Raw genomic sequence first — 24,926 nt, forward strand, 5'->3', positions numbered from 1 at the left:
ATTTAGTTTTCTGCAATCTTTGATTATTCTGCGAAATTTTCAAATTTCAAAACCTCCTTAAAGTTCAGTCCTTCATCTGCTATCGCGATTAGCGGAGTTACTATGACCTCTGCTGACTTCTGATAGTTCAGTTATATATCGCTACATAGGTTATTGCTTTAGAAATTCATCTTTGTTAGCAATGTATCTATCAGACCTCCCCAGGTAAGAACAACAACTTTCATCTCATATATCTGCTACATATACTCCTAAAGTTTCGGGTAGTGTTGGACTTTATCTTGTTTTGCAGACTCGTCCGACCTTAGTAAGCCTCATATGTAGTTCGTGTTCCTCAGACCAAGATTTTGCCTTAGACTTCCTTCAGATTCCACCTCACGATGGACACCCTTGTCATTAGCTAGTGGTTCCCACTACCAAGCCCACAACGGACTTTCACCGTCAAGTTGTTGCCCATGCTGGGCACACAAATAAAAAGAGATAGTTTTAATAACTATCTCTTTACCTTCTATTGTTCTTTTTTAATTATTGAAATTCCTAAATCTTCAAGTTGATTTTCATCTACTATATTAGGTGCTTCACTTAAGTAGCAATAAGCATTTTGATTTTTAGGGAATGCAATAACATCCTTAATATTTTCAGTTCCTGCTAAGAACATTATCATTCTATCTAATCCAAAAGCTAATCCGCCATGTGGTGGTGGTCCAAACTTAAATGCATCTATTAAGAAGCCAAATCTTTCTTGCGCTGACTCTTCAGTAAACCCTAAAACTTTAAACATTTTTGCTTGAAGCTTAGAATCATGTATTCTAATAGATCCTCCACCTAATTCTTCTCCATTTAAAACTAAGTCATATGCTTTTGCTCTTACTTCTCCTGGATTACTTTCTAACATGTCTATATCTTCATCCATAGGTGATGTAAACGGATGGTGAGCTGCATAATATCTTCCATCTTCTTCTGAGTATTCAAAAAGAGGAAATTCTGTAATCCAAGTAAAGTTAAATTCATTTTTATCCTTAATTAAATCAAATTGCTTAGCTAATTCTAATCTTAAAGCTCCTAAACTTTGGAACACAACTGAATTCTTATCTGCCACTATAAATATAGCATCTCCTACTTCAGCATTCATAGTTTTAACTATTGAATTTGTTACATCATCAGTTAAGAATTTAGCAATTGATGATTTAATTCCATCTTCTTTAATTTGAATCCATGCAAGACCTTTAGCCTTATATGTCTTAACAAATTCACCTAATTTATCTATTGGCTTTCTTCCTAAAGATGCTCCACCTTTTAAGCATAAAGCTCTTACAGATCCACCATTTTCTATAGCTGATTTAAATACTACAAAATCCATATCCTTTACGTCTTCTGTAATATTAGTAATTTCCATACCAAATCTTAAATCTGGTTTATCTGATCCGTACTTTTCCATAGCATCTTTAAATGTCATTCTCTTTATAGGTAATTTAACATCTACTCCTGCTACTTCTTTAAATACATGAGCAATTAAACCTTCATTCATTTTTATAACATCTTCTTCTTCAACAAAACTCATTTCTAAGTCTATTTGTGTAAATTCTGGTTGTCTATTTGCTCTTAAATCCTCATCTCTGAAGCATTTAACTATTTGATAATATCTATCAAATCCAGAAACCATTAATAGTTGCTTAAATATTTGAGGTGATTGTGGAAGTGCATAGAACATTCCTGGATAGTTTCTTGAAGGTACAAGGTAATCTCTTGCTCCCTCTGGAGTACTTTTTGTTAACATTGGAGTTTCAACTTCTAAAAAGTTATTTGCATCTAAATAATCACGTACTGATTTAGAAACTTTACTTCTAATCATAAATATTCTTTGCATATCAGGTCTTCTAAGATCTAAATATCTATATTTTAATCTTATATTTTCTGCTGCATCTAATCCTTCTTTTATGTATATAGGAGGAGTTTCTGACTCTGAAAGTATTTTTAGACTTTCGCATTTAAGCTCAACTAATCCAGTTGGCATATTGTGATTTGGAGCTTCTCTTAAAACTACTTCTCCTGTTACAGCTATACAATATTCAGGTCTAACATCCTTAGCTTTTTCAAAGGCTTCTGCATTAATTTCCTCTCCAAAAACTATTTGCATAATTCCTGTTCTATCTCTTAGGTCTATGAATTGAAGACCTCCTAATTTTCTGTTTCTTTGCACCCACCCCATTAATGTGATTTTTTGAGAAACATTACTTTCTCTAACTTCTCCACACATTAGGGTTCTCTTTAATCCGCCTAAAGCTTCACCCATTTTTCTTCCTCCTAACTATTTAATAACCTTTGATATTTCATCTATATTTTCTAAACTAACTTCAAATTGTTCTCCATCACTCATTCTTTTAAGTTTTAAAACTTTATTTTGAAGTTCGTCATCACCTATAATAGCAGTAAATGCCGCACCTATTTTATTGGCATATTTCATTTCAGCTTTTATGCTTCTGCCCATATGATTTACTTCTGTTTTAATACCATTTGCTCTTAACTTATTAGCTAAAACAAAGGCTTCTGTTTTTGCATCATTACCTCTAGCACCTATATAAAGCTCAATAACATCTTCCTTCGGAATTTCTATTCCTTCCTTTTCTAAGGTCATTATAAGTCTTTCTAATCCTAGACCAAATCCTACTGCAGGCATTTCTGGGCCACCTATTTCTTCAATAAGTTTGTCATATCTACCACCACCACAAACTGTAAAATCATCATTTAATATTTCAAAAATAGTTTTAGTGTAGTAGTCTAAACCTCTAACTATACCTGGATCAATAGTATATTTTATATTTAAAGCATCAAGATATCTCTTTACATCTGTAAAATGAGAATCACATTCATCACATACATAGTCTAATATAATTGGAGCATTTTTAGTGATTTCTTTACAAGTTTTTTCTTTACAATCTAAAATCCTCATAGGATTTTTTTCAAATCTAGTTTTACAAACACCGCAAAGATTATCATAATTTTCTTCTAAATATTTCTTTAAAGCTTCATTATACTTAGGTCTACATTTTGGACAACCTAAATTATTTATATTTAAGCTTAAGCTCTTAAGTCCTAATTTTTTTAAAGCTTCCATAGCTAAAGAAATAACTTCAGCATCCATTGATGGTTCTTTAGAACCAAACATCTCTACTCCATATTGATGAAATTGTCTAAGTCTTCCCTTTTGTACATTTTCATATCTAAAACATGGAATCATATAGTATAACTTAGTAGGTTGTGCTTCATTAAATAATCTATTTTCTATAAAAGCTCTAACTGTAGGGGCTGTTCCCTCTGGCTTTAATGTTATACTTCTATCACCTTTATCATTAAAAGTGTACATTTCTTTTTGTACTATATCTGTAGTTTCACCAACACCTCTTAAAAATAACTCTGTATGTTCAAATATAGGTGTTCTAATTTCTCTTACTCCAAATGTCTTTGAAACTTCTCTTAAAATTTCCTCAACATAGTGCCACTTATAGGCATCTTGAGGTAGCATATCCTTAGTACCCTTAGGTGCTTGGATTTCCATAATATCTCCTCCTATTTAAGGTAAAGTGTATCTAAAAGCTTTTTCTTTTCCTCTACCATTTCCTTAATTCTGTTCGTATACTCTCTAATGTCTTTGACATTTCCAAATCTTTCGATCCTATTATCTTCTAAAAATACTACTTTAGATACTGCATCTGCTCCTAATGCTATAATAGTTTGTTTATCTTCTATCATTTGAATATTATACAAACATTCTTTGCCTTCTTTAGAATACCCCAAATTCTCCATATTTCCAACCATATTTTTTTGTCTATACATATAATATGGTTTAATATCTAGTTTATTAGCTAATTCTCTACTTACTTCATACATTGAAGAAAGCTCTTCTTGCTTTTTAATTTGTATTCCTTTTTTTAAAATAAAATTTTCATAAAGAATAGAAGCCCTCTTTAACGATAAACCATGAACTGTTAAGCTATCTGGTTTTAACTTTAAAATTTCTTCAGCAGTATGCTTAGCCTCTTTAATTCCTTCTCCAGGAAGCCCAATTATCATATCCATATTTATATCATTAAAGCCAAGCTCTCTAGCTAAATTAAATTTATCAATAACATCTTTAGATGTATGTCCTCTACCTATCATCTTTAATGTATTATCATTCATAGTTTGAGGATTAATACTTATTCTAGTAGTTTTATATTTTTTCATAGTTTCTAACTTTTCTAAAGTTATACTATCAGGTCTACCACATTCAACTGTAAATTCAAGTATATCTCTTTCATCAACAAAAGCTTCATATATTTCTTTCATTATAGATTCAAATTCTTCATTATTTACTGCAGTTGGAGTTCCACCACCAAAATATACACTTTCTATTTTTAATCCTCTTTCATCAACATAATTTTTCATTTCTCTAACTTCATATGTTAATGCTTCTAAATAAGGATTCACTAATTTTTTATTACCACCTATTGGATTAGCTGTAAAAGAGCAATAAAAACATCTAGTTGGACAAAAGGCCATTCCAATATAAATAGCAATATTTTTTTCATCCTTATTTACTGATTCCTTTTCTTTTTTTGCAACTTCAATACAAAGCCTTGCTTTATCTTCAGAAGCCAAGTGTTTACTCCTAAATATCTCAACTATTTCCTCATCACTTTTTCCCTCTTCTAAATACTTTAAGGCTATTTTAGAAGGTCTTATACCAACTAATATCCCCCAAGGATAATAGTCTCCAGTTATATCCTTAAGAGAAGAAAAAATAAGTCTTTTAATGTCTTCTTTAATATTTTCACTTAAGTTAGACTCTTTATAAAAGTCTTTATATAAAAAAGAAACTTTATTTTCTTCTATATTTACTATATATTCTCCCATATCTTCGAATTTAATTTCTTCTAAAGGATAATATATATTAAACATTTGATATACATCATATCTGTACTTTAAATCATTTAATTTTACTATTACTTCCATTTACTCTCCTCTTACACTAGGAAGGGATTTTTCATCCTTTCATGAAAAATAGTTGATTTTGGCCCATGACCAGGATATACATTTATATCATTATCTAAGATCATTAGCTTACTTTCTATACTATTTATAAGTTCATTGTAACTCCCACCTAAGAAATCAGTTCTTCCTATTGAACCATTAAATAAGGTATCACCTGTAAATACATTATCTTCGACTAAATAACAAGTACCTCCTTTTGTATGTCCAGGTGTAAATATAGTTTTAAAAGTTAAATTTCCAACTTTAATTTCTTGCCCTTCATTTATATATTTATAAAACTTTGGTAACTTACCAAAAATACCTGAAGAATCTATCTCCATATATTCTTCTTCAGCTTTATTTATATATACTTCAACATTATACTTATCTTTTAACTCTACTACTGCTCCATTATGATCAAAGTGACAATGAGTTAATAGAATGACATCTATTTGTATACCTAAAGCTTCTATTTCATTAATTAAATAATTTGCTTGTGCTCCTGGATCTATTATTGCTGCTTTATTTGTTTTATCATCAATGGCTAAGTAACAATTAGTTTGTAATGATCCAAGAGGATATGACCTAACTATCATAAATTATTCCTCCTAACTAAAATTGTTTTTTACTATCTAACATTAATGTAACTGGCCCATCATTTTTAATATCAACTATCATATGAGCTCCAAATTCTCCAGTTTCAACCTTCAAACTAGTTTCTCTTAATAATTCAACAAACTTTTCATATAAAGCCTTGGCTCTTTCACCGCCTTCAGCTTCCATAAAATTAGGCCTTCTTCCTTTTCTGCAATCACCATATAAAGTAAATTGAGATATAGCCAAAATTTCACCCTTTACATCTAAAAGTGAACGATTCATTTTATCATTTTCATCTTCAAAAATTCTTAAGTTAACAATTTTATCTTTTAAGTATAGTAAATCTTCTTCAGTATCTTCTTTAGAAATACCAATAAGTAAATTAAGTCCCTTACCAATAGAACCTATTATTTTATCTTCTACAATAACCCTTGAAGAATTTACTCTTTGAACTACCACTCTCATTATATTACCCCTCTAACTATTCAATCTATATACGTCCATTACACCTTTTAATCTTCTTATTTTTCTCATAAGCTCTTTAAGTTGTTCAATAGAATCTATTTTTACTCTAATATTTATTACAGCAATGTTTCCTTTAGAAGATTTTGCATTTAATGCATTAAGAGGTAATTTAGCTTCGGTTATTATTGTCATTATATCAGATAATATTCCAATTCTATCTTCCGCCTTAACTTGTATTTCAGCAACATAAGCAGCTCCTTTTGATAATCCCCAAGATACCTCAACCACTTTTCCACTATCATAATTAATTAATGACTTTAAATTGCTACAGTCACTTCTATGCACTGAAACCCCTCTTCCCTTTGTAATATATCCTTGGATTTCATCTCCAGGTACAGGGTTACAGCATCTAGCAAATCTAACCATAATATTATTTACACCTTTTACTGTTACTCCATAAGAATTAGCTGGTATAGATTTAATATTAGACTTATCAGCCTTGCTAATATGATCATCAATTGCTTTATTTATAGTTTCAAAAGTTTGTTTTTCAATTATATTATCTTCTTTAAGTTTAGAAATAAATGCAGAAGCACAAATCTGACCTATGCCTATTGCCGCATACAAATCCTCCATATTGTGGATGTTATATCTCTTAACTGCCTTATCATATCCATCTCCCTTAGCAATTTCTGAAAATATAACTCCTTGCTTTTTTATCTCTTTTTCAAATATTTCTTTTCCTTTATCTATATTTTCTTCTTTTTTAATTTTCTTAAACCATTGTCTTATCTTACTTTTAGCTTGATTACTCTTAGCCATATTAAGCCAATCTATATTAGGTCCTTTTGCATTTTTAGAAGTTAAAACTTCTACTATCTCACCAGTTTTTAATTTATAATCAAGTGGTACTATTTTGCCATTTACTTTAGCTCCAACGCACTTATTTCCAATATCCGTATGAATTCTATATGCAAAATCAATAGGTGTTGCTCCACTTGGTAAGTTTATTACTACCCCCTTAGGAGTAAATACAAAAACTTCATCTGTAAATAAATCTATTTTAAATCCTTCTATAAACTCTTCTGCATCTGAAGTTTCCTTTTGCCACTCAAGCATATCTCTAACCCATGCTAGCTTATTTTCAAAGGAATTTTCTTTATCGTCCTGAGAATCTCCTTCCTTATACTTCCAATGGGCTGCTATACCATATTCAGCAGTTTTATGCATTTCAAAAGTTCTAATTTGTATTTCGAATGTCTTACCTTGAGGTCCTATTACTGTAGTATGAAGAGATTGGTACATATTGGCCTTAGGCATTGCAATATAATCCTTAAATCTACCTGGAATAGGCTTATATATAGTATGAACTATACCTAATACACCATAACAATCTTTTACTGTATTAACCAAAATTCTTATAGCAGTTAAATCAAATATTTGCTCTATACTTTTGTTCTTTGTAACCATTTTTTTATAGATACTATAAAAATGTTTAGGTCTTCCATCTATATCTGAATCTATTTCAGACTCCTCAAGTCTTTTATGTAAATCTTCCTTTATTTCTGATATATAAGTTTCTCTTTCAACTCTTTTTTCAGCTATCTCTTTAACTAAATCATAATATTCTTCTTCATGTAAATATCTAAAGGATAAATCTTCAAGTTCCCATTTAATTTTAGAAATACCTAATCTATGAGCTAAAGGAGCATAAATATCTAAAGTTTCTTTTGCTTTTTGTTTTTGTTTTGCCTTTGGCATATATTTTAAAGTTCTTAAATTATGAAGTCTATCTGCAAGTTTTATAATAATAACTCTAATATCTTTTGCCATAGCTAAAAGCATTTTTCTAACATTATCTGCTTGTTGCTCTTCTTTTGTTTTATATTCTATTTTGCCAAGTTTTGTAACACCCTGAACTAAATTGGCAATTTCCTCATTAAAAATATTTTTAATATCATCATAGGTATACTCAGTATCTTCTATTACATCATGAAGAAGACCTGCTGCTATTGTACTAGTATCCATACCCATTTCTGCAAGTATTACAGCCACATCAATCGGATGGGTAACATATGGTTCCCCAGATTCTCTTTTTTGATTTTTATGTGCATCAAATGCTAAATCATATGCTTTTTTAATTATATTGGTATCAACATTATTACAATTTTCCTTTATTTTCTGTAATAGGCATTCATACATATGGGTAATCTCCTTTGATTTAGTCTAAAATAATTGGCTGGTTTTAACAACCAGCCATTTTCTTATATTATATAATATTTATCTTGATATTTCAACAATATTAAAACTCATAATCAACTAATGACATGACTTCATACTTTTCTAATTTTTTTCTTCCATTAAGTCCAGTAAGCTCAATTGCAAAGTCTAAGCAAACAACTTCTCCACCAGCTAATTCTACAAGCTTAGCTACAGCGTCTATAGTACCACCAGTTGCTAATAAATCATCTACTATTGCTACTCTTTGACCTTTTTTTATTGCATCCTTATGTAGTTGTAATGTATCGCTACCATATTCTAAATCATAAGTTACTGATACTGTTTCTCCAGGTAATTTACCTGGCTTTCTTACTGGAACAAATCCTATTCCCATAGCATATGCTACAGGTACTCCATATATAAATCCTCTTGCTTCTGGTCCAACTATTAAATCTATATTTTTATCCTTTAAATGTTCTACTATTTTATCTATTGAATATTTTAATGCTTCACCATCTCCAATTACAGTTGTAATATCTTTAAAACTTATTCCTTCCTTTGGAAAATTTTCAATTACTCTTATTTTTTCCTTTAGATTCATGATAACTCCTCCATTACTAAAAATTATAAACTATATAATTATTATAACTACTTTTACATAAAAATAATATAGATTTATTATTATAGTAATAATTAAAATAATTATATAGTCATTCTTGATTTATTTAAATATTTAGTTATTTGTTCTGCCCTATCCTTTTTATTAGTAGTTAAAAGTTCTATAATAATTCGTGCATTGTCCATCATTCTTACAGCATTTATTGTTGGTGTAATAACATCTATAATCTTTAAAATACACTTATCATCCATTTCCACCATATTATAATAATTCATTATGGCTCTTAACCCATAATTATTTGTATTAGTAAGAAACTTTCTACCCTCTTTTAAAATCACACCATTTTCACCTTTTAAAGGAACTTCTGCCCATTGTTCTCCTATAAGAATTAAATCTAAATACTTGTTTATACTTTTAATATTATAGTAAATTGCAATTGCCTGCATCAATTTAAAAGTAAGTCCACTAATCGACAAATTCTTATATCTATATTGACATCCCTTTTGATTAGGATTTATGTATATGTACTTTCTTTCTTCATTAACTTCTTTATTTTCCAAAACTATCAAATCTATCCCAAGATCCCTACAAAGCTTTTCTTCTTCCTCTGAATTTAAATCTAACCCTAAAGTTATTAAAAGTTGTCCTCCCAAAAAGCTAACATCGTCTATTATACTTTTAGAGGTAATTCCAGAATCAGAATTTTCATCATGGATTACATATTCTATATCTGCATTTAAATACTTTAAAACTAGATTTAAAGATGCTATAGCACATAATCCATCAACATTTGGTACTCCATAAACAACTATCTTTTTTCTATTGTTTATTGCCTCTACCATATGTTCAATAGCCTTATTCATATTTTTAAGTATAAAGGGATTATATCCAGTAATATAATTTGGACTATAAATACTCTCCCAAAACTTACGCATTATAAACTCCTCCATAAAACTTAAGAAAACACATATATTATAATGTAAAATCATAAATATTACAAATGTTTTATTATAAAAAAACAATAAACCTCCAAATAATTTAGGAGGTTTATATGTTTTTTATATATTTTAAGGTTTAATTCACTTTATTCTCAGCTTTCTTAGCTTCTCTTTTTCTTAAAGCAACCCAAGTTGGTGCTGCAATAAATATTGAAGAATATGCTCCCGCTGCTATTCCTATAATCAATGGGAATGAAAATTCCCTTACTGTTGGAACAAATATGTTTACTGCAGTAATAGTAATTAAAGTAGTTAGTGTAGTATTAATAGATCTTGACATTGTTTGAGTTAAACTCTTGTTTGCTATTTCTGTAGCAGAAGATCTTCTCATACTCTTAGCATTTTCTCTTATTCTATCAAATATTACTATTGTATCATTAATAGAGTATCCAACTATTGTTAATATAGCTGCTATAAATGGCGTATTTACAGGTATATCAAAAATTGCAAAAACACTAACTGTAATTAATACATCATGTACAAGAGCTACTATTGCTGCTATACCATAATCCATCTTAAATCTTACAGCAATATATAATAACATAGCTAAACAAGCAACAGCTAAAGCAATTATAGAATTTTTAGTAAGATCTTTACCAACAGAAGCCCCTATTTGATCTTGAGATAATAAGGCATCATCTTCTAAATTGTATTTATCTTGTAATGCCTTAAATACTTCTGAAACTTTATCATTATCTAAATCCTTTGCTTTAATCTCATATTGAGTATCTTCTACTTCATTAGTAACAGCATCAGGTACTAATGATTTAACAACTTCATCCACTTCTTCTTTGTTAAAAGCTTCTCCAAGTTCAACAACTATCTTAGTACCACCTTGGAAATCTATTCCTAGGTTTAATCCTCTTGTAACAGTAAATCCTACTCCAATTAATATACATATTAAAGATATTGCAAACCAAATTTTTGTTTTTTGAACTATTTTTAATACTCTTCTTTCTTTCTTAGTTCCAAACTGCCACACTTTCTTTAGTAATCCCATATCTACAGCTAAATTAACTAAAAGCTTAGTAATTATTAAAGCTGTAAATAAACTTAAAACAATACCAATCATTAAGGTAACTGCAAATCCTTTAACTGATCCAGAACCTATAAAATATAATATTAATGCAGCAATAAATGTTGTTGAATTCGAATCAACTATTGATGCCATAGCATTTTCAAATCCAGCCTTAATTGCGCTTTTAACAGATATTCCTCTTGTTAATTCTTCTTTGATTCTTTCAAATATTAATATATTTGCATCTACAGCCATACCTATAGTTAATAATAAAGCCGCTATTCCAGGTAATGTTAATGCAACCTTCATTTCTGTAAACACTAAAAGAACTAAAGTAATATACAATGTTAATGCAATACTTGCAAATAATCCTGGTATTCTATAATAAAGAATCATAAATAAGAATATTATTCCTACGCCAATAACTCCAGCCTTTATTGCATTTGGAAGTGCTTCTGCACCTAATTGCGCTCCAACATTACTAATTGAAGCCGCTTTAACTTCAACTGGCAATGCACCAGAACTTATTACTCCTGCAAGCTTTGTTGCTTCATCCATTGATGACATTCCATTAATTACAGCTTTACCATCAGTAATCGCACTTTGTACTACAGGTGATGAAACTAGTTCATCATCCATATATATACTAATGGATTTTCCAATATTATTTGCTGTAACTTCAGCAAATTTTTCTTTTCCATCATCATTAAACTCTAATGATACTACAGGACTAGATGTACTATCTAAAACTGCTGTTGCTTCTTTAACATCTTTCCCTGTTAAAAGTACATTTCCATCCGAATCTCTAAACTCTAAATTACCAGTCTTACTTAAATTCTCAACTATTTCATTAGAGTCATATTCTCCAGGGATATCAATTCTTATTCTGTTATCCCCCTCTACAGTAACTACAGTTTCAGCTACTCCGATATTATTAACTCTAAGCTCTAATAATTGTTTTGTTCTTTCAAGCACATCAGATGAAACGTTATCTTCTTGTATTTCCATCAAAACAGAAACTCCACCTTGAAGATCAAGACCCTTTGTAATTGCATTATTAAAAGATTTAACTTCCCAGCCCGCTATTTCAAATCCATTGAAACCTACAAAAGCTAGTGACATAATTACAACTATACAAAGTACAAATAATATTGAGCTTTTGCTCTTGCTTTTGCTTCTCCCTTTCATATTCTTCCCCCTCTGGTACATTTTCTATTAAATTATATTACTTATGTTAAGTAATATCAATAGCTTTTTATATAGTTTGTATAATATTGCCAATGTTATACTAAAATTTCTTTATATAATTTTTATATTAGAAAAATTATATAATAAAAATATATTAAAATTAAAAATGAAGAATTAAAAATGAAGAATTATTTATACAATTTGTTACAAATTGCTAAAAATAATTTAAATTAAAAACTCTATTAGAGTTTTCTCCTTAATCTTCATTTTACCTTCTTCATTTTTCATTATTCGATAGTAGCTATAAATTTATTCCAAGCATTCCTGATAACAACCCAATAAATATGCATAAAATAAATTTTATAAAGTCATATATGGTTAATGTAGCTTCAGCCCCGAATAATACCCCTAAAATATATAGTGTTATGTAAAATATACATCCTACGGCTAAACCAACAATCCACCCTTTGCTACCATATGATTTTACGGCAATTACAGAACCTAAAACTAAAGCTAAACATGTAATTACCACATATATAATATTAAATATTTTTTCTTCAATAGGAACTCTATTCATTATAAAAGAAAAAATAATTGTGGTTATTATTGTAACTACAAGTGCCCAAATAAGTCCTCTTATTACACTCTTAAAGTAACTTACCCACTCCATAAAAGTTCACCCCCTAGTAATAATCTTATGATTTACTAGAGGGTATTATTCTTATTCTTGTACTTTATTTACTTTTGTAGCTATTCCATTTTTAGAAATTTTAAGTTTTGTTCTTTCAGTACTACTTTCAATGATTACATAATCATCTTCAACGATAATTATCTTACCCATAATTCCGCCTCTAGTAACTATCTCATCATTTTTTTCTAAAGCTGATAACATTTCATTGTATTTTTTTGTTCTCTTCTTTTCTGGTAATATTAATAAGAAATACATTAGACCAAACATTAAAACAAATGGTACTACTAATGATAATGCAACTTCCATTATATTCATTCCCTTCTTATGAAATACATAATTAAAAATTAATAATAAATAATTATTTATGCAATTTCTTCCAAACTACTAAAACAACTTTTTAATTTTTAATCACTTTTTCTTCATCTTCAATTCTTGATTTCGGATACCTTCATAATATAATAATTAAATAGTACTGTCAATTATATTAACAGATATTTAATACTTTAAGCTCTTCCATTCCACTCTCTAAGCTTTTGCTCCTTAAATTCCTTAAAGTATCCTCCATCTATAGCAGCTCTTATATCTTCCATAAGCTTATTATAGAAATAAAGATTATGTAACACACAAAGTCTCATAGCAAGCATTTCTTTAGCCTTAAATAAATGTCTAATATATGCTCTTGTATAGCTTTTACATGCTGGACATTCACAACCTTCATCAATTGGTCTTATATCTAACTCAAATTTAGCATTCATTAAGTTTATCTTACCTTCTTTAGTAAATACATGACCATGTCTACCATTTCTTGCAGGTAGTACACAATCAAAGAAGTCAACACCTCTATCTACAGCCTCTAATATATTACTTGGAGTACCAACTCCCATTAAATATATTGGCTTATCTTCCGGTAAATGTGGTACTACCGCATCTATAATTCTATACATTTCCTCATGAGTCTCACCTACCGCTAATCCACCTATTGCATATCCATCGAGATCCATTTTGGTAATAGTCTTAGCATGCTCTATTCTTATATCCTCATAACAACCACCTTGATTAATACCAAATAACATTTGTTCTTTATTAATAGTTTCTGGTAGTGAGTTTAATCTATCCATTTCAATTTTACATCTTTCAAGCCATCTAGTAGTTCTCGCTACAGACTTTTCTACATATTCTCTTGTTGATGGATTAGGAATACATTCATCAAAGGCCATAGCAATTGTAGATGCAAGATTACTTTGTATTTGCATAGATTCTTCTGGTCCCATAAAAATCTTTTTACCATCTATATGGGAAGAAAAGTATACTCCTTCTTCTTTTATCTTTCTCATTCCAGACAAAGAGAATACTTGGAACCCACCTGAATCAGTTAAAATAGGTCTATCCCAATTCATAAACTTATGTAATCCACCAAGCTGAGCCACTACCTTATCAGATGGTCTTAAATGAAGATGATACGTATTAGATAGTTCTACTTGACATCCTATTTCTTTTAAGTCCATAGTAGATACTGCTCCCTTAATTACGGCTAAAGTACCTACATTCATAAATACAGGTGTCTCAATAGTTCCATGAGGGGTTTCAAACCTTCCTCTTCTAGCGTTTCCATCTTTTTTTAATAAAGTATATCTTTTTTTACTCAATTTTTCACTTCCTCTTTTTTGTTATTCTTTAATAATCATAGAGTCTCCAAAGGAGAAAAATCTATATTTTTCTTTAACAGCTATATCATATGCATTCATTACATTTTCTTTACCTGCTAATGCAGAAACCAGCATAATTAAAGTAGATTCTGGTAAATGAAAATTTGTAATAAGTTCATCTATAACCTTATATTTATAACCTGGATAAATAAATATATCAGTCCAGCCACTTTGTTCTCTTACATACCCATTTTCATCACCTATAGTTTCCAAAGTTCTTGTAGAAGTAGTACCTACAGCTATAACTTTGTTTCCTCTTTTTTTAGTTTCATTAATTAAATCTGCATTTTCTTTATCTAAATGATAATATTCTGAATGCATTATATGTTCATTAATATCTTCAACTTTAACTGGTCTAAAAGTACCAAGTCCAACATGAAGGGTCAAATATGCTATATTAACTCCCTTAGCCTTAATCTCTTCTAGTAAGTCATTAGTGAAATGTAAACCTGCTGTTGGTGCTGCTGCTGAACCTTTTTCTTTCGAATATACTGTTTGATATCTTTCTTTATCCTCAAGTTTTTCAGTTATATATGGTGGTAAAGGCATTTCTCCAAGTTCATCTAATACTTGTTCAAATATACCATCATATGAAAACTCAATTATTCTGTTTCCCTCTTCTATTATATCAACTACTTTACATTTTAACTTTCCTTCACCAAAAATAAAGCTTTGACCTATCTTAGCTCTTTTACCAGGTTTTGCAAGACATTCCCATTTATCTCCCTCTAGTCTTTTTAAAAGCAGAAATTCTATTTTCCCACCAGTTCCTTCTTTTTCACCTATCAATCTTGCTGGCATTACTCTAGTATTATTTAATACTAAAGTATCTCCTTCATTTAAATATTCCATTACATCATGAAAATGTCTATGTTCTATACTTCCAGTTTTCTTATCTAAAACCATTAATCTTGAAGTATCTCTTTTTTCTAAAGGATGTTGTGCTATTAATTCTTCTGGTAAATCAAAATCAAAATCGCTAACCCTCATTTTACTATCTCCTTATCTTTAATTGCATATTTATTAAAATAATTTTTGCTGTTCCCCTAAGTTTCCTCTTTTTTTCTTGCTTCTTCCTAAATGTTCATAAGCCTTATCAGTTGCAACTCTCCCTCTTGAAGTTCTAACAATAAAACCAGTTTGCAATAAATATGGTTCATATACATCCTCTATAGTTCCAAGCTCTTCTCCAATAAAATAAGAAAGAGTTTCTATACCAACAGGTCCTCCATTAAAATTATCAATTATAGCTTGTAATATTTTATTATCAACTCTATCAAAGCCTTTGTTATCTACTTCTAATAATTCTAAGGCAGCCTTTGCTTCCTTGTAACTTATTAATGAATCAGAATATACTTCAGCATAATCTCTAACTCTTTTCAATAATCTGTTTGCAATTCTTGGAGTTCCTCTTGAACGCCTTGCAAGTTCATATGCCCCTTCTTCAGTAATATGACAATTTAAAACAAAAGCAGATCTTATAATAATTTCTTTTAGTTGCTCTTCTGTATAATATTGCATATCACATAATACTCCAAATCTATCCCTAAGAGGAGATGTAAGCATTCCAATCCTTGTAGTTGCTCCTATTAAAGTAAATTTAGGTAAATCTAATCTAATTGATTTAGCTGCTGCTCCCTTACCGATAACTATATCTAAAACATAATCCTCCATAGCAGGATATAATATTTCTTCAACATTTCTATTTAATCTATGAATTTCATCTATAAATAAGACATCATTATCCTTTAATGTTGTTAAAATAGCTGCTAAATCACCTGCCCTTTCAATAGCAGGACCTGAAGTAATCTTAAGCTCTCCATTCATTTCTTTAGCAATAATATTAGCTAATGTAGTTTTTCCAAGTCCAGGAGGCCCATATAATAAAACATGATCTAGTGCTTCATCTCTATTTTGAGCTGCTTTAATAAAGATATTCAATCTTTCTTTTACTTTGTCTTGACCTATATACTCCTCTAATGATTGAGGTCGTAAACTTAAATTACTACCATCTTCAAAAATTTCCTGTGGTGTTATAATTCTTTCCATAAATTCACCTCTAACCCATAAGAACTTTTAAACAATTCTTTATAATATTCTCCAAACTATCCGTTTTATCTACTTTTTTAAGAGCAACCTCAGCTTCTTTTTCAGAATATCCTAAAGCTAAAAGTGCACCTAAAGCTTCAGCTATATTACTTGTATTTTCAGGTGCTATATCTTCAAAAGCTCCAACATTTTCAATGCCTTCTGCTAAATCTTCCTTCTTAATTTTATCTTTTAATTCTAAAATAATTCTACCAGCAGTTTTCTTTCCAATACCAGGAGCTTTACATAAATGCTTTTCATCTCCCATCATAATTGCATATCTAAGATTGTTAATTCTGCTAATAGAAAGTAATGATAATGCGGCTTTAGATCCAACTCCATTTATAGAAATTAAAAGTTTAAACATTTCAAGTTCTTCTTTAGAATCAAATCCATAAAGGCCTAAAAAATCTTCTCTAACTATTTGTTCAAGATAAAGCATAACTTCTTCATCAATTTTAGGCATAGATGACATAGTTGCCCCTGAAGTAAAAACCTTATATCCCATACCATTATTTTCCACAATTATATAATCTCTATTTATACCTTTATATTTTCCTTTTATGTATTCGTACATACAACTACCCCTTCTTTATGCCAACATAAAATAATCTGTAAAATTTTAATCTACACTATACTTTATCATTATAGATAAAATAATTCAAGGCAAAAAATGAGGCTGCGTAAGCAACCTCATTATCTACAATATATACTGCAAAATTTAAACTATGGTAGTATTTCTATTGAAATACTGAATTTTAAATTTACAATTCTAACTTACCTATCATTTCCTATAAAGAATAATGCAACTGTTCCAGGTCCTGAATGGCTACCTACTGCCGGGCCTACATTATTTATAATAACATCTTTTACATTCACTTCTTCTAATATTAAATCTTTTAAATGTTCAGCTTCCTCTAAACAATCCCCATGGCTTATAAAAATAACTTGTTGTTCTGGATTTACAATTCGTTCTTTTAACTGTCCTTGTAATACCCTTATAGATTTTTTTCTTCCTTTAACTTTTGATATTGGAATTAATCTACCTTCATTATCTACATGTAATACTGGTTTTATATTTAACATTGTACCAACAATAGCTACTGTACTAGAAACTCTTCCACCTCTTTTTAAGTGGTTTAAGTCATCTACTGTAAACCAATGATTTACTTTAAGTTTATTTTCTTCTATCCAACTTATTATCTCTTCTTTATTTTTTCCTTCATTAAGCATATTAGTTGCATAATACACTATAAGCCCAAGCCCCATTGAAGCACTCTTACTATCAATTATTGTTATATCAGCATCTTTTATTTCTTCCACAATAGCCTCTTTTGCTAATCTTGCACTATTTACACAACCACTTAATGCTGATGAAAATCCAATATAAATAATTGAATACCCTTCTTTAACAAACTTTCTAAAGCTTTCTTCAAAATTACTTACATTAGCTTGAGATGTTGTTGGCATTTCTCCTTCTCTAATAAGCTTATAAAAATTCTTATGCGATATGCTTACACCTAAATCATCTGGTATATCTTTACCTTTAATATTCACCCTTAAATGCATCACTTGAATATTATTTTCTTCAACAAAACTTATAGGTAAATCACAACAAGAATCTGTGAAAATTATTATTTTTCTCATAATTACTCCTATTTCTACTAATATGAATTCTATCACTTCATATCATATTTTTTATTTTCTTAATTATAAATTTTCTTCTTTACTCTGTCTAGATATGTTTAGTAGTATACCCATAGCCCCTAAATTAAACACCAAGGATGTTCCACCATAACTTATAAAAGGCATTGGAACACCTGTTACTGGCATAGAACCAGATACAACCGCAATATTAATTATAGCTTGAATAGCAATAACCGAAATGATTCCAACAGCTAAAAGGAATCCATAATTATCTCTAGATTTTATAGCAATAGATATAGCTTTTATTACTAGAAACATGAATATTAAAATAATAAAAATACAACCAATAAGACCAAGTTCCTCACCTATAATAGCAAAAATAAAATCATTATGCGGTTCTGGCATAAACAATGCCTTTTGTCTCGAATTTCCAAGTCCTACTCCAAATATACCTCCCGATCCTAAGGCGTAAAGTGACTGTATTAACTGATAGCTATTATCTGACATATCTGCCCACGGATCTAAAAAGCTTGTTAATCTTTCTAATCTATATCTCTGAGTAAATATTAAAGCAATTCCTGCTGCTAACCCTACAGGCACTAATGAAAACAAATGGCTAATTTTAGCTCCTCCAACCAAAATCATTATAAATGCAACCATCATAACTACAGCTGTTATACTTAAGTTTTTCTCAAGTAATATCAATCCTGCAAAAACCCCTGCTACAGCTAGATAAAATATTGTTCCCTCTTTAAATTTGGTTATCTTTCCTTTTTTTCTATCTATTAATAATGCTAAATAAAGTACAACTACATATTTTGCTAATTCAGAAGGCTGAAAGGATAACGGTCCAATCCTTATCCATCTAACAGCTCCATTTATATCAGATCCAATAAGCAAAACTAATACTAAAAATGCTAATGTAATTAATACTAGCCACGGTGTCCACTTTTTATATACATGATAATCTATTGACATAGTAGTAAACATACCTACTATACCTACTATAGCCCAGGTTATTTCTTTATAAAAATAAAACTCTGTATTATATACATCTTTTTGATACAAAGCATAATATGAACTTGATGAATACACCATAACTATACCTATAAATAATAATATTAATATAGCACATAACAAAGCATAATCTATGCTTTTCATACTATACTTTTTTCTTTTTCTACTTGACTTTCTCCCCTTTATATTTGACTTTTTAAATTTTTCCATCTTATCTCCTACCGTATTATTCTTTCAAATTTAAAGTTACTTTAGTATCTTTTTCTATAAGTTTTCCAGCTATAACATCTTGTCCATCCACTACCCCAGTACCATTTGTACTAAAGCTAATATTCATACTATTTAATATATTAGTAGCTTCTCCTAAGGTTTTACCTTCTAAATCTGGCATAATCAGCTTGTTACTATCAACAGTATCATCAGATACATTTATGCTAATAATAGCTCCTTCCTCAACTAAAGCTCCTGGATATGGTACCATATTTGTAACTTTAGATGAACTATCCTCTAATTCAATGTTTAAATTTAATTCTTCTAAAATCTTTTTAGCTTCATTAACACTTTTTCCTCTTAGTTCTGGAACTATAACCTTATTTTTTTCTGTATATCTTTCTTTATATATTTCAGAATCCATATAGCTAAATAAATCTGTTAGTAAAGATTTCAATATCGGAGTAGTTACAGGTCCTCCATAATATTGTCCATTACTTGGTTCAACTACTTTAATATATATAGTCACTTGGGGATCATCAACTGGATATAATGATAAAACTGAGGCTATATACTTATCTGATGAATATCCTCCATTTTCTGTATCTACAGTTTGAGCTGTTCCAGTTTTTCCACCTACTCTTCTATTCTTATCTCCCATAAAGGTTCCAATTTCTCCACCTGCATTTATAGTTCTTTCTAAATAATCTCTTAGAATAGCAGTTGTTTCTTCTGAAACTACACTTTTTTGAACAGTTGGATTAAAAACTTCATCTATTACTTTTGTACCGTTGCTTGCTTCATAACTAATTTCTTTCATAACATGAGGTTCAATTAAATCACCACCATTAGCTATAGCATTAAATGCTTGTATTAATTGAACACTATTAACTGTATTAGTTTGTCCAAATGCAATAGTTGCTAAATCCATCTCACTCATATCACTAACTGATTTAACTATCCCTTCACTTTCTCCAGGTAAATCAATCTCAGTTAATTGACCAAATCCAAACTTATCTATATACTCTTTTAATTTTTCACTTCCAAGTCTTGCTCCCACTTCCATAAATCCAACATTACATGAATTTTGTAAAATTTGTGCTAAAGTTTGAGTACCATGTCCATTTGTATTCCAACATTTTATAGTAGTAGACCCAAACTTCAATCCTCCATCACAATAAAATGTATCATTTTCACTTACAACTCCTTCTTCTAGAGCTGCTGCTAAGGTAAAGTTTTTAAAAGTTGATCCTGGTTCAAAGGAATCACTTATAGCATCATTTCTGAACATATTTTGAAGTTTGTCAAAATCATTATCGCCTTGGAAATTTTCATAATCTTCATATGGAGTATTAGGATTAAAATCCGGCTTATTGACCATGGCCAATATTTCACCATTATTTGGGTTCGAAACAATTACCGTTACTTCTTTTGCCTTATTATCTTCATATCCTTGTTCAGCTGCCTTTTCAGCCATTAATTGAATATTTTCATCTATTGTTAATGCAACATTTTTACCATCAACAGGACTAGTATATTTTATAGTTTGAAACGGTAACTCATCTAAGTTACCATCTACTTCAGAAATTTTATAACCTGCTATACCTGTAAGTTCTGAATCATACTGTAACTCAATACCATTTAAACCTGTATTATCAGAGTTTACACTTCCTAATACATGCGCTAAAAAATTATTATTAGGATAATATCTTTTAGGGCTAATTGTAATAACAACTCCATATATATCCAAATTCTTAATTTTATCTGCTAATTCTTTATCTATTCCAGTGATTAGGGTGCTTGTCTTAATTTGGTTTCCACTTTCATCTGTAGAACTTAGTTTTTGATTAACTTCTTCTAAAGTTAATCCTGACGCCTCTGATAGTTTTTGTGCCACTTTATCTTTAGTTATTCCTTCATCCTCTATATAGATATCTATTGCTTCTAAATCTAAGTCAACTCTGTAAACATCAATAGAAGTTGCAAGAATAGCACCATTTCTGTCTGTAATATCACCTCTATCTGCTTCCACTGTTACTTGAGCATTCCATTGTCCTTGAGCCATATGTCTGTACTCTTTACTTTTATATATCATAATATAAGTCAGTTTGCATATTAACATTAAAAAAACTAAGCAAACTCCTAAAGTCACATATAATGCCCTCACTCTATTACTATTTTTATTTTTTCTTTTAGCACTTTTAACTTTTCTATTCATCCTAACCCCCCATGGTCGTAATTATATTTCATAGGCTATATTACTTAATTATAGCAAAAAATAAATCATTATGTAAATCAGTTACATATACTAAATTAAATAAAAGTAAAAGTGAATAATCACCTTTACTTATTTTTAAATAAGACTAAATATTCTTCATAACCTTCTTCTTTCATCCTCTCTTTTGGTATAAACTTCAAGGCCGCAGAATTTATACAATATCTTAATCCTCCTAGTTCTTCAGGTCCATCACAAAATACATGTCCTAAATGAGAATCGGAAGATTTGCTTCTAACCTCAGTTCTTACCATTCCATGTGTTCTATCTATATTTTCATCTATCAAACTTCTATCAATAGATTTTGAAAATGCAGGCCATCCACATCCAGATTCAAATTTATCTGTTGACACAAATAAGGGTTTTAAAGAAACTATATCTACATATATCCCATCCTTAAAATTATCAAAATATTCATTTGAAAAAGGAGGCTCTGTTCCATTTTCTTGTGTAACCTTATATTGAATATCCGTTAATTTATTTCTTAAATTCTCTTTATTATTTTTACTCATTATCCATCCTCCACCTATTTTATATTATATATGTATAATGTAGATTTTTCTATTTATTCTTTGTAATAAATATTCTTTTTACTGTAGTTTGCGGTGGAATTGATTTAGTCATAGCATCACTAACTCTCATATATACTAAATCACCCTTCTCTAATTTAATGTTTTCCTTTTTATCATTAGCAGAATTCATTATCTTAGTTTCATCATTAACTATTCCAACTAATGTTGTTTTATAGACCTCTGTATCTTTAATATAACCTTCTACAGTAATCATAATATATTTACCATCTTCACCTTCTTTAACCTCTGTGATTTCTCCAATAACAACAGGACTTTTAGGATTCATACCATGCCCTGGATCAGCACCAACTAAAATAAAAGAAAATAATAAAAGTGAACAAGCTACTACTAATGATTTTTTAATTTTCATATAAAAACCTCCTTGAATTTAAATATCATTAATAGTTTTATATTATTTAATATAAATATTCATTTTTTTAATTATTACTTTCTAGATACATATTGATTATCCTTTATATAAAATCTCCAAAGAAAATCTTTTGCTTCTTCTGCATAATCTATTCCTACTCGTTTACTCTCCACTATTTCTATATTCTTATTTGGGTTATATTCTAAATATAAATCTCCCTCTAAATATAGCTTCTTATAGTTATCATCCCTTGTAATGCTTAATGCACTACAAAGCTTTGAAGGCCCGTTTGTTAAATTTTTTATTTGATATTTCGTTAATTCATTATAATTCTTTTTATACCTCTTATTAGCAAGATAATCAAAGCTATCTATAGGCTCTATCGCTCTTATTAAAACAGCTTCTGGTTCATCCTTCACATTTGTTACTATATTAAAGCAATGATATAGTCCATATATGAAATAAACATATGCTAAACCACCTTCTTCAAATAAGGGTTTAGTTCTTTCTGTCTTTTTGTAATTATATGCATGACAAGCTTTATCCATTGCTCCAATATAACTTTCTGTTTCAACTATAATAGACTTAATTTTTCTTCCGTCTACTTCTCTAACAAGAAAATCCCCTAAAATACTTTTTGCAACTTCTATTGCTCCTTTTTTATAAAATTCTTCACTTATTATCATTTCATCGCTCCATTAAATAATAATTATATATACTTATTATATCCTATTTTAAATTACTCATTATTATTTATTTCTTAAATTTAAATTAAACTAATTTTTTTCATTTTTTATGGAATACTAAATATAAAATTATTATTATAGGTGGTAATCATGTTAGAGTTATTTATAAAAACTATAATTCCTATCTTAGTTAACATATTAGAGTTAATAGGTATTTTTATTATATGTATAGGTTCTTTAAAAGCTTTTTATCATTACATTGATTCTTTAATTAAGAATACTAATTATCCGTTAAAATGGGAATATGCAAACTCTATGGCAACAGCATTAGAATTCAAGCTTGCTGCTGAAATTCTTAAGACAGTTATTATTAGAAATATGAATGAATTAATTATTTTAGGTTCAATAACTCTTTTAAGAGGCTTTTTAACCTTAATAATTCATTGGGAAATGAAATCTGAAACTCCTAAACAAAGAAAAAATAGCAAAGATAACGGAGCTAACTAAGAGCTCTTCTTTGCTATTCTAAAAGATTCAATAAATCTATAGTTTTATTTTTATCTTTATAATTAATATATATTTCATTATCTATTGTAGATATTTTTATATATGGTCCACTTTTGCCTTGAATATATAACTTTACATTTTCTCCATTTTCCAATTTAAAATCACCTTTTTTTATTGAACTCCCATCACTATAGCCATTAACTTTTAATGATATTTTAGGTAACTCATCAACCAATTCAATATTTCTTATTTCTGATTTTTTAATAGTTGTTCCAAAACTACCATCTATAACTATTGTTTTATCATTTATTTTAATTTCATTAGTTTCTCTACCATAAGAAAAAGTTATTATAGTTATAGAAAATGTTATAAAAGCAATTACAATAAATACAATAGTCTCTGCTTTGCTTTTCTTATTATGATCAAACCTTTGCAAGTAAAATAAGTATCCAAAAACTATTAACATAATTAGTATAGTAACTGGGAATATTGATATTCTTGTATAGTTTGTAACAATTCCACCTATAAATAATACTAAAGCAATTAAGTAACACATTCTCCCCATATGCATAGCTACTTTTTCGATTTCTATTCTAGATTGCTCTTCTTTGGACGCAGTATTATATCCAGAAATTAACCAATAGCATCTATATTTACTTATAGCTAATCCAATTGCTATAAATAATAAACTAATTGTAGCAAAAATAATTATAGTTTTCATTATATCAAATCTCCTTCAAAAGCATATAATTACCTCGTATAATGTTAATTATATTGCTTTTATTTACACTGTCAACATCCTAATAGATTATTGTTTACCACTCAATTGTTAGAATATTTACATCATCCTTAATTAACGATACTTTATATCCTTCAAAAATTAACCAAGATAATAGTTCTTTTTGTATCTCCTCTTCATTGCAGACAAGAAGTGCTGAAATTTTATTTATTTTAATTTCCTTTGCATAATTAATATTTTCTAAAATCTTTCTTTTTTGATCTACTAATATGTTCATATCCATAAATATTCCCCCTTCCTATTTTA

General features: G+C 29.2%; 24 protein-coding genes. 1 reads left to right on the plus strand and 23 read right to left on the minus strand.

Annotated elements, in window-relative coordinates:
• Positions 1–505: 505 nt before the first annotated feature.
• The 21 genes from aspS to ACQPVP_RS07920 all read right to left on the minus strand — a co-directional run bounded on the left by aspS (position 506) and on the right by ACQPVP_RS07920 (position 23,374).
• A complete protein-coding gene (aspS, locus tag ACQPVP_RS07820; RefSeq protein WP_430848795.1) occupies positions 506–2,290 on the minus strand; it encodes an aspartate--tRNA ligase in 1,785 nt (594 codons plus the stop codon).
• A 15-nt stretch (positions 2,291–2,305) separates the two neighbouring features.
• Positions 2,306–3,553: a histidine--tRNA ligase gene (gene hisS, locus ACQPVP_RS07825; protein ID WP_430848797.1), complete on the minus strand. Its 1,248-nt coding sequence runs from the start codon at positions 3,551–3,553 to the stop codon at positions 2,306–2,308.
• Positions 3,554–3,564: 11 nt separating this feature from the next.
• The gene (locus ACQPVP_RS07830; RefSeq protein ID WP_430848799.1) at positions 3,565–4,989 is read right to left on the minus strand and encodes a coproporphyrinogen III oxidase; all 1,425 of its coding nucleotides are present in this window, start codon (positions 4,987–4,989) and stop codon (positions 3,565–3,567) included.
• A gap of 11 nt (positions 4,990–5,000) precedes the next feature.
• Complete coding sequence (locus tag ACQPVP_RS07835) at positions 5,001–5,603, minus strand: MBL fold metallo-hydrolase (protein ID WP_430848801.1); 603 nt, start codon at positions 5,601–5,603, stop codon at positions 5,001–5,003.
• A gap of 16 nt (positions 5,604–5,619) precedes the next feature.
• Positions 5,620–6,069 (minus strand): D-aminoacyl-tRNA deacylase, encoded by a 450-nt coding sequence (gene dtd / locus ACQPVP_RS07840; protein ID WP_430848803.1) that lies wholly within the window; start codon positions 6,067–6,069, stop codon positions 5,620–5,622.
• A gap of 12 nt (positions 6,070–6,081) precedes the next feature.
• Entirely contained in the window at positions 6,082–8,271 is a 2,190-nt protein-coding gene (locus ACQPVP_RS07845; RefSeq protein ID WP_430848805.1) for a RelA/SpoT family protein, read from the minus strand.
• Positions 8,272–8,371: 100 nt separating this feature from the next.
• A complete protein-coding gene (locus ACQPVP_RS07850) occupies positions 8,372–8,890 on the minus strand; it encodes an adenine phosphoribosyltransferase (protein WP_430839114.1) in 519 nt (172 codons plus the stop codon).
• 101 nt (positions 8,891–8,991) lie between these two features.
• A complete protein-coding gene (locus ACQPVP_RS07855; RefSeq protein ID WP_430848807.1) occupies positions 8,992–9,843 on the minus strand; it encodes a DHH family phosphoesterase in 852 nt (283 codons plus the stop codon).
• A gap of 139 nt (positions 9,844–9,982) precedes the next feature.
• Positions 9,983–12,112: a protein translocase subunit SecD gene (gene secD / locus ACQPVP_RS07860; protein ID WP_430848809.1), complete on the minus strand. Its 2,130-nt coding sequence runs from the start codon at positions 12,110–12,112 to the stop codon at positions 9,983–9,985.
• A 301-nt stretch (positions 12,113–12,413) separates the two neighbouring features.
• Positions 12,414–12,782, minus strand: a complete 369-nt coding sequence (locus tag ACQPVP_RS07865) for a TIGR04086 family membrane protein (protein WP_430848811.1) — start codon at positions 12,780–12,782, stop codon at positions 12,414–12,416.
• A gap of 51 nt (positions 12,783–12,833) precedes the next feature.
• Entirely contained in the window at positions 12,834–13,118 is a 285-nt protein-coding gene (gene yajC / locus ACQPVP_RS07870) for a preprotein translocase subunit YajC (RefSeq protein ID WP_430848813.1), read from the minus strand.
• 188 nt (positions 13,119–13,306) lie between these two features.
• A complete protein-coding gene (gene tgt, locus ACQPVP_RS07875) occupies positions 13,307–14,449 on the minus strand; it encodes a tRNA guanosine(34) transglycosylase Tgt (protein ID WP_430848815.1) in 1,143 nt (380 codons plus the stop codon).
• A 21-nt stretch (positions 14,450–14,470) separates the two neighbouring features.
• On the minus strand, positions 14,471–15,499 hold the full coding sequence (gene queA, locus ACQPVP_RS07880) for a tRNA preQ1(34) S-adenosylmethionine ribosyltransferase-isomerase QueA (protein ID WP_430848817.1): 1,029 nt from the start codon (positions 15,497–15,499) through the stop codon (positions 14,471–14,473).
• Between the two features lie 33 nt (positions 15,500–15,532).
• Complete coding sequence (gene ruvB, locus ACQPVP_RS07885; protein ID WP_430839123.1) at positions 15,533–16,558, minus strand: Holliday junction branch migration DNA helicase RuvB; 1,026 nt, start codon at positions 16,556–16,558, stop codon at positions 15,533–15,535.
• 10 nt (positions 16,559–16,568) lie between these two features.
• Positions 16,569–17,174, minus strand: coding sequence for a Holliday junction branch migration protein RuvA (gene ruvA / locus ACQPVP_RS07890; protein WP_430848819.1), 606 nt, complete (start codon positions 17,172–17,174; stop codon positions 16,569–16,571).
• A gap of 200 nt (positions 17,175–17,374) precedes the next feature.
• The gene (locus tag ACQPVP_RS07895) at positions 17,375–18,244 is read right to left on the minus strand and encodes a DegV family protein (protein WP_430848821.1); all 870 of its coding nucleotides are present in this window, start codon (positions 18,242–18,244) and stop codon (positions 17,375–17,377) included.
• A 63-nt stretch (positions 18,245–18,307) separates the two neighbouring features.
• Positions 18,308–19,471, minus strand: a complete 1,164-nt coding sequence (gene spoVE, locus ACQPVP_RS07900; RefSeq protein WP_430848823.1) for a stage V sporulation protein E — start codon at positions 19,469–19,471, stop codon at positions 18,308–18,310.
• A 16-nt stretch (positions 19,472–19,487) separates the two neighbouring features.
• A complete protein-coding gene (locus ACQPVP_RS07905; protein ID WP_430848825.1) occupies positions 19,488–21,689 on the minus strand; it encodes a stage V sporulation protein D in 2,202 nt (733 codons plus the stop codon).
• Between the two features lie 125 nt (positions 21,690–21,814).
• A complete protein-coding gene (gene msrB / locus ACQPVP_RS07910) occupies positions 21,815–22,258 on the minus strand; it encodes a peptide-methionine (R)-S-oxide reductase MsrB (RefSeq protein ID WP_430848827.1) in 444 nt (147 codons plus the stop codon).
• A 49-nt stretch (positions 22,259–22,307) separates the two neighbouring features.
• Positions 22,308–22,688 carry a hypothetical protein gene (locus ACQPVP_RS07915; protein ID WP_430848829.1) on the minus strand — a complete coding sequence of 127 codons (381 nt, stop codon included), beginning with the start codon at positions 22,686–22,688 and terminating at the stop codon, positions 22,308–22,310.
• Between the two features lie 74 nt (positions 22,689–22,762).
• On the minus strand, positions 22,763–23,374 hold the full coding sequence (locus tag ACQPVP_RS07920; protein WP_430848831.1) for a DNA-3-methyladenine glycosylase: 612 nt from the start codon (positions 23,372–23,374) through the stop codon (positions 22,763–22,765).
• Positions 23,375–23,524: 150 nt separating this feature from the next.
• Here ACQPVP_RS07920 and ACQPVP_RS07925 point away from each other — a divergent pair, with 150 nt between their 5' ends.
• Positions 23,525–23,881 (plus strand): DUF1622 domain-containing protein, encoded by a 357-nt coding sequence (locus tag ACQPVP_RS07925; protein WP_430839131.1) that lies wholly within the window; start codon positions 23,525–23,527, stop codon positions 23,879–23,881.
• Between the two features lie 13 nt (positions 23,882–23,894).
• Here ACQPVP_RS07925 and ACQPVP_RS07930 read toward each other — a convergent pair whose 3' ends face one another.
• Positions 23,895–24,602 carry a DUF3784 domain-containing protein gene (locus ACQPVP_RS07930; protein WP_430848833.1) on the minus strand — a complete coding sequence of 236 codons (708 nt, stop codon included), beginning with the start codon at positions 24,600–24,602 and terminating at the stop codon, positions 23,895–23,897.
• Between the two features lie 94 nt (positions 24,603–24,696).
• Entirely contained in the window at positions 24,697–24,903 is a 207-nt protein-coding gene (locus ACQPVP_RS07935) for a hypothetical protein (RefSeq protein WP_430839133.1), read from the minus strand.
• Between the last annotated feature and the right edge of the window lie 23 nt (positions 24,904–24,926).

It is taken from the genome of Clostridium nigeriense (assembly GCF_050585265.1).
Taxonomy (GTDB): Bacteria; Bacillota; Clostridia; order Clostridiales; family Clostridiaceae; genus Clostridium; species Clostridium nigeriense_B.

Excerpts from the sequence above, each read along its gene's own strand:
- ruvA (WP_430848819.1), bottom strand. The coding sequence starts at position 17,174 with ATGTACGAATACATAAAAGGAAAATATAAAGGTATAAATAGAGATTAT.
- dtd (WP_430848803.1), bottom strand. The coding sequence starts at position 6,069 with ATGAGAGTGGTAGTTCAAAGAGTAAATTCTTCAAGGGTTATTGTAGAA.
- ACQPVP_RS07845 (WP_430848805.1), bottom strand. The coding sequence starts at position 8,271 with ATGTATGAATGCCTATTACAGAAAATAAAGGAAAATTGTAATAATGTT.
- ruvB (WP_430839123.1), bottom strand. The coding sequence starts at position 16,558 with ATGGAAAGAATTATAACACCACAGGAAATTTTTGAAGATGGTAGTAAT.
- ACQPVP_RS07855 (WP_430848807.1), bottom strand. The coding sequence starts at position 9,843 with ATGCGTAAGTTTTGGGAGAGTATTTATAGTCCAAATTATATTACTGGA.
- ACQPVP_RS07905 (WP_430848825.1), bottom strand. The coding sequence starts at position 21,689 with ATGAATAGAAAAGTTAAAAGTGCTAAAAGAAAAAATAAAAATAGTAAT.
- ACQPVP_RS07835 (WP_430848801.1), bottom strand. The coding sequence starts at position 5,603 with ATGATAGTTAGGTCATATCCTCTTGGATCATTACAAACTAATTGTTAC.
- yajC (WP_430848813.1), bottom strand. The coding sequence starts at position 13,118 with ATGAATATAATGGAAGTTGCATTATCATTAGTAGTACCATTTGTTTTA.
- ACQPVP_RS07930 (WP_430848833.1), bottom strand. The coding sequence starts at position 24,602 with ATGAAAACTATAATTATTTTTGCTACAATTAGTTTATTATTTATAGCA.
- hisS (WP_430848797.1), bottom strand. The coding sequence starts at position 3,553 with ATGGAAATCCAAGCACCTAAGGGTACTAAGGATATGCTACCTCAAGAT.
- aspS (WP_430848795.1), bottom strand. The coding sequence starts at position 2,290 with ATGGGTGAAGCTTTAGGCGGATTAAAGAGAACCCTAATGTGTGGAGAA.
- ACQPVP_RS07865 (WP_430848811.1), bottom strand. The coding sequence starts at position 12,782 with ATGGAGTGGGTAAGTTACTTTAAGAGTGTAATAAGAGGACTTATTTGG.
- ACQPVP_RS07915 (WP_430848829.1), bottom strand. The coding sequence starts at position 22,688 with ATGAAAATTAAAAAATCATTAGTAGTAGCTTGTTCACTTTTATTATTT.
- ACQPVP_RS07830 (WP_430848799.1), bottom strand. The coding sequence starts at position 4,989 with ATGGAAGTAATAGTAAAATTAAATGATTTAAAGTACAGATATGATGTA.
- ACQPVP_RS07920 (WP_430848831.1), bottom strand. The coding sequence starts at position 23,374 with ATGATAATAAGTGAAGAATTTTATAAAAAAGGAGCAATAGAAGTTGCA.
- spoVE (WP_430848823.1), bottom strand. The coding sequence starts at position 19,471 with ATGGAAAAATTTAAAAAGTCAAATATAAAGGGGAGAAAGTCAAGTAGA.
- ACQPVP_RS07925 (WP_430839131.1), top strand. The coding sequence starts at position 23,525 with ATGTTAGAGTTATTTATAAAAACTATAATTCCTATCTTAGTTAACATA.
- ACQPVP_RS07895 (WP_430848821.1), bottom strand. The coding sequence starts at position 18,244 with ATGAGAAAAATAATAATTTTCACAGATTCTTGTTGTGATTTACCTATA.
- queA (WP_430848817.1), bottom strand. The coding sequence starts at position 15,499 with ATGAGGGTTAGCGATTTTGATTTTGATTTACCAGAAGAATTAATAGCA.
- msrB (WP_430848827.1), bottom strand. The coding sequence starts at position 22,258 with ATGAGTAAAAATAATAAAGAGAATTTAAGAAATAAATTAACGGATATT.
- ACQPVP_RS07850 (WP_430839114.1), bottom strand. The coding sequence starts at position 8,890 with ATGAATCTAAAGGAAAAAATAAGAGTAATTGAAAATTTTCCAAAGGAA.
- ACQPVP_RS07935 (WP_430839133.1), bottom strand. The coding sequence starts at position 24,903 with ATGGATATGAACATATTAGTAGATCAAAAAAGAAAGATTTTAGAAAAT.
- secD (WP_430848809.1), bottom strand. The coding sequence starts at position 12,112 with ATGAAAGGGAGAAGCAAAAGCAAGAGCAAAAGCTCAATATTATTTGTA.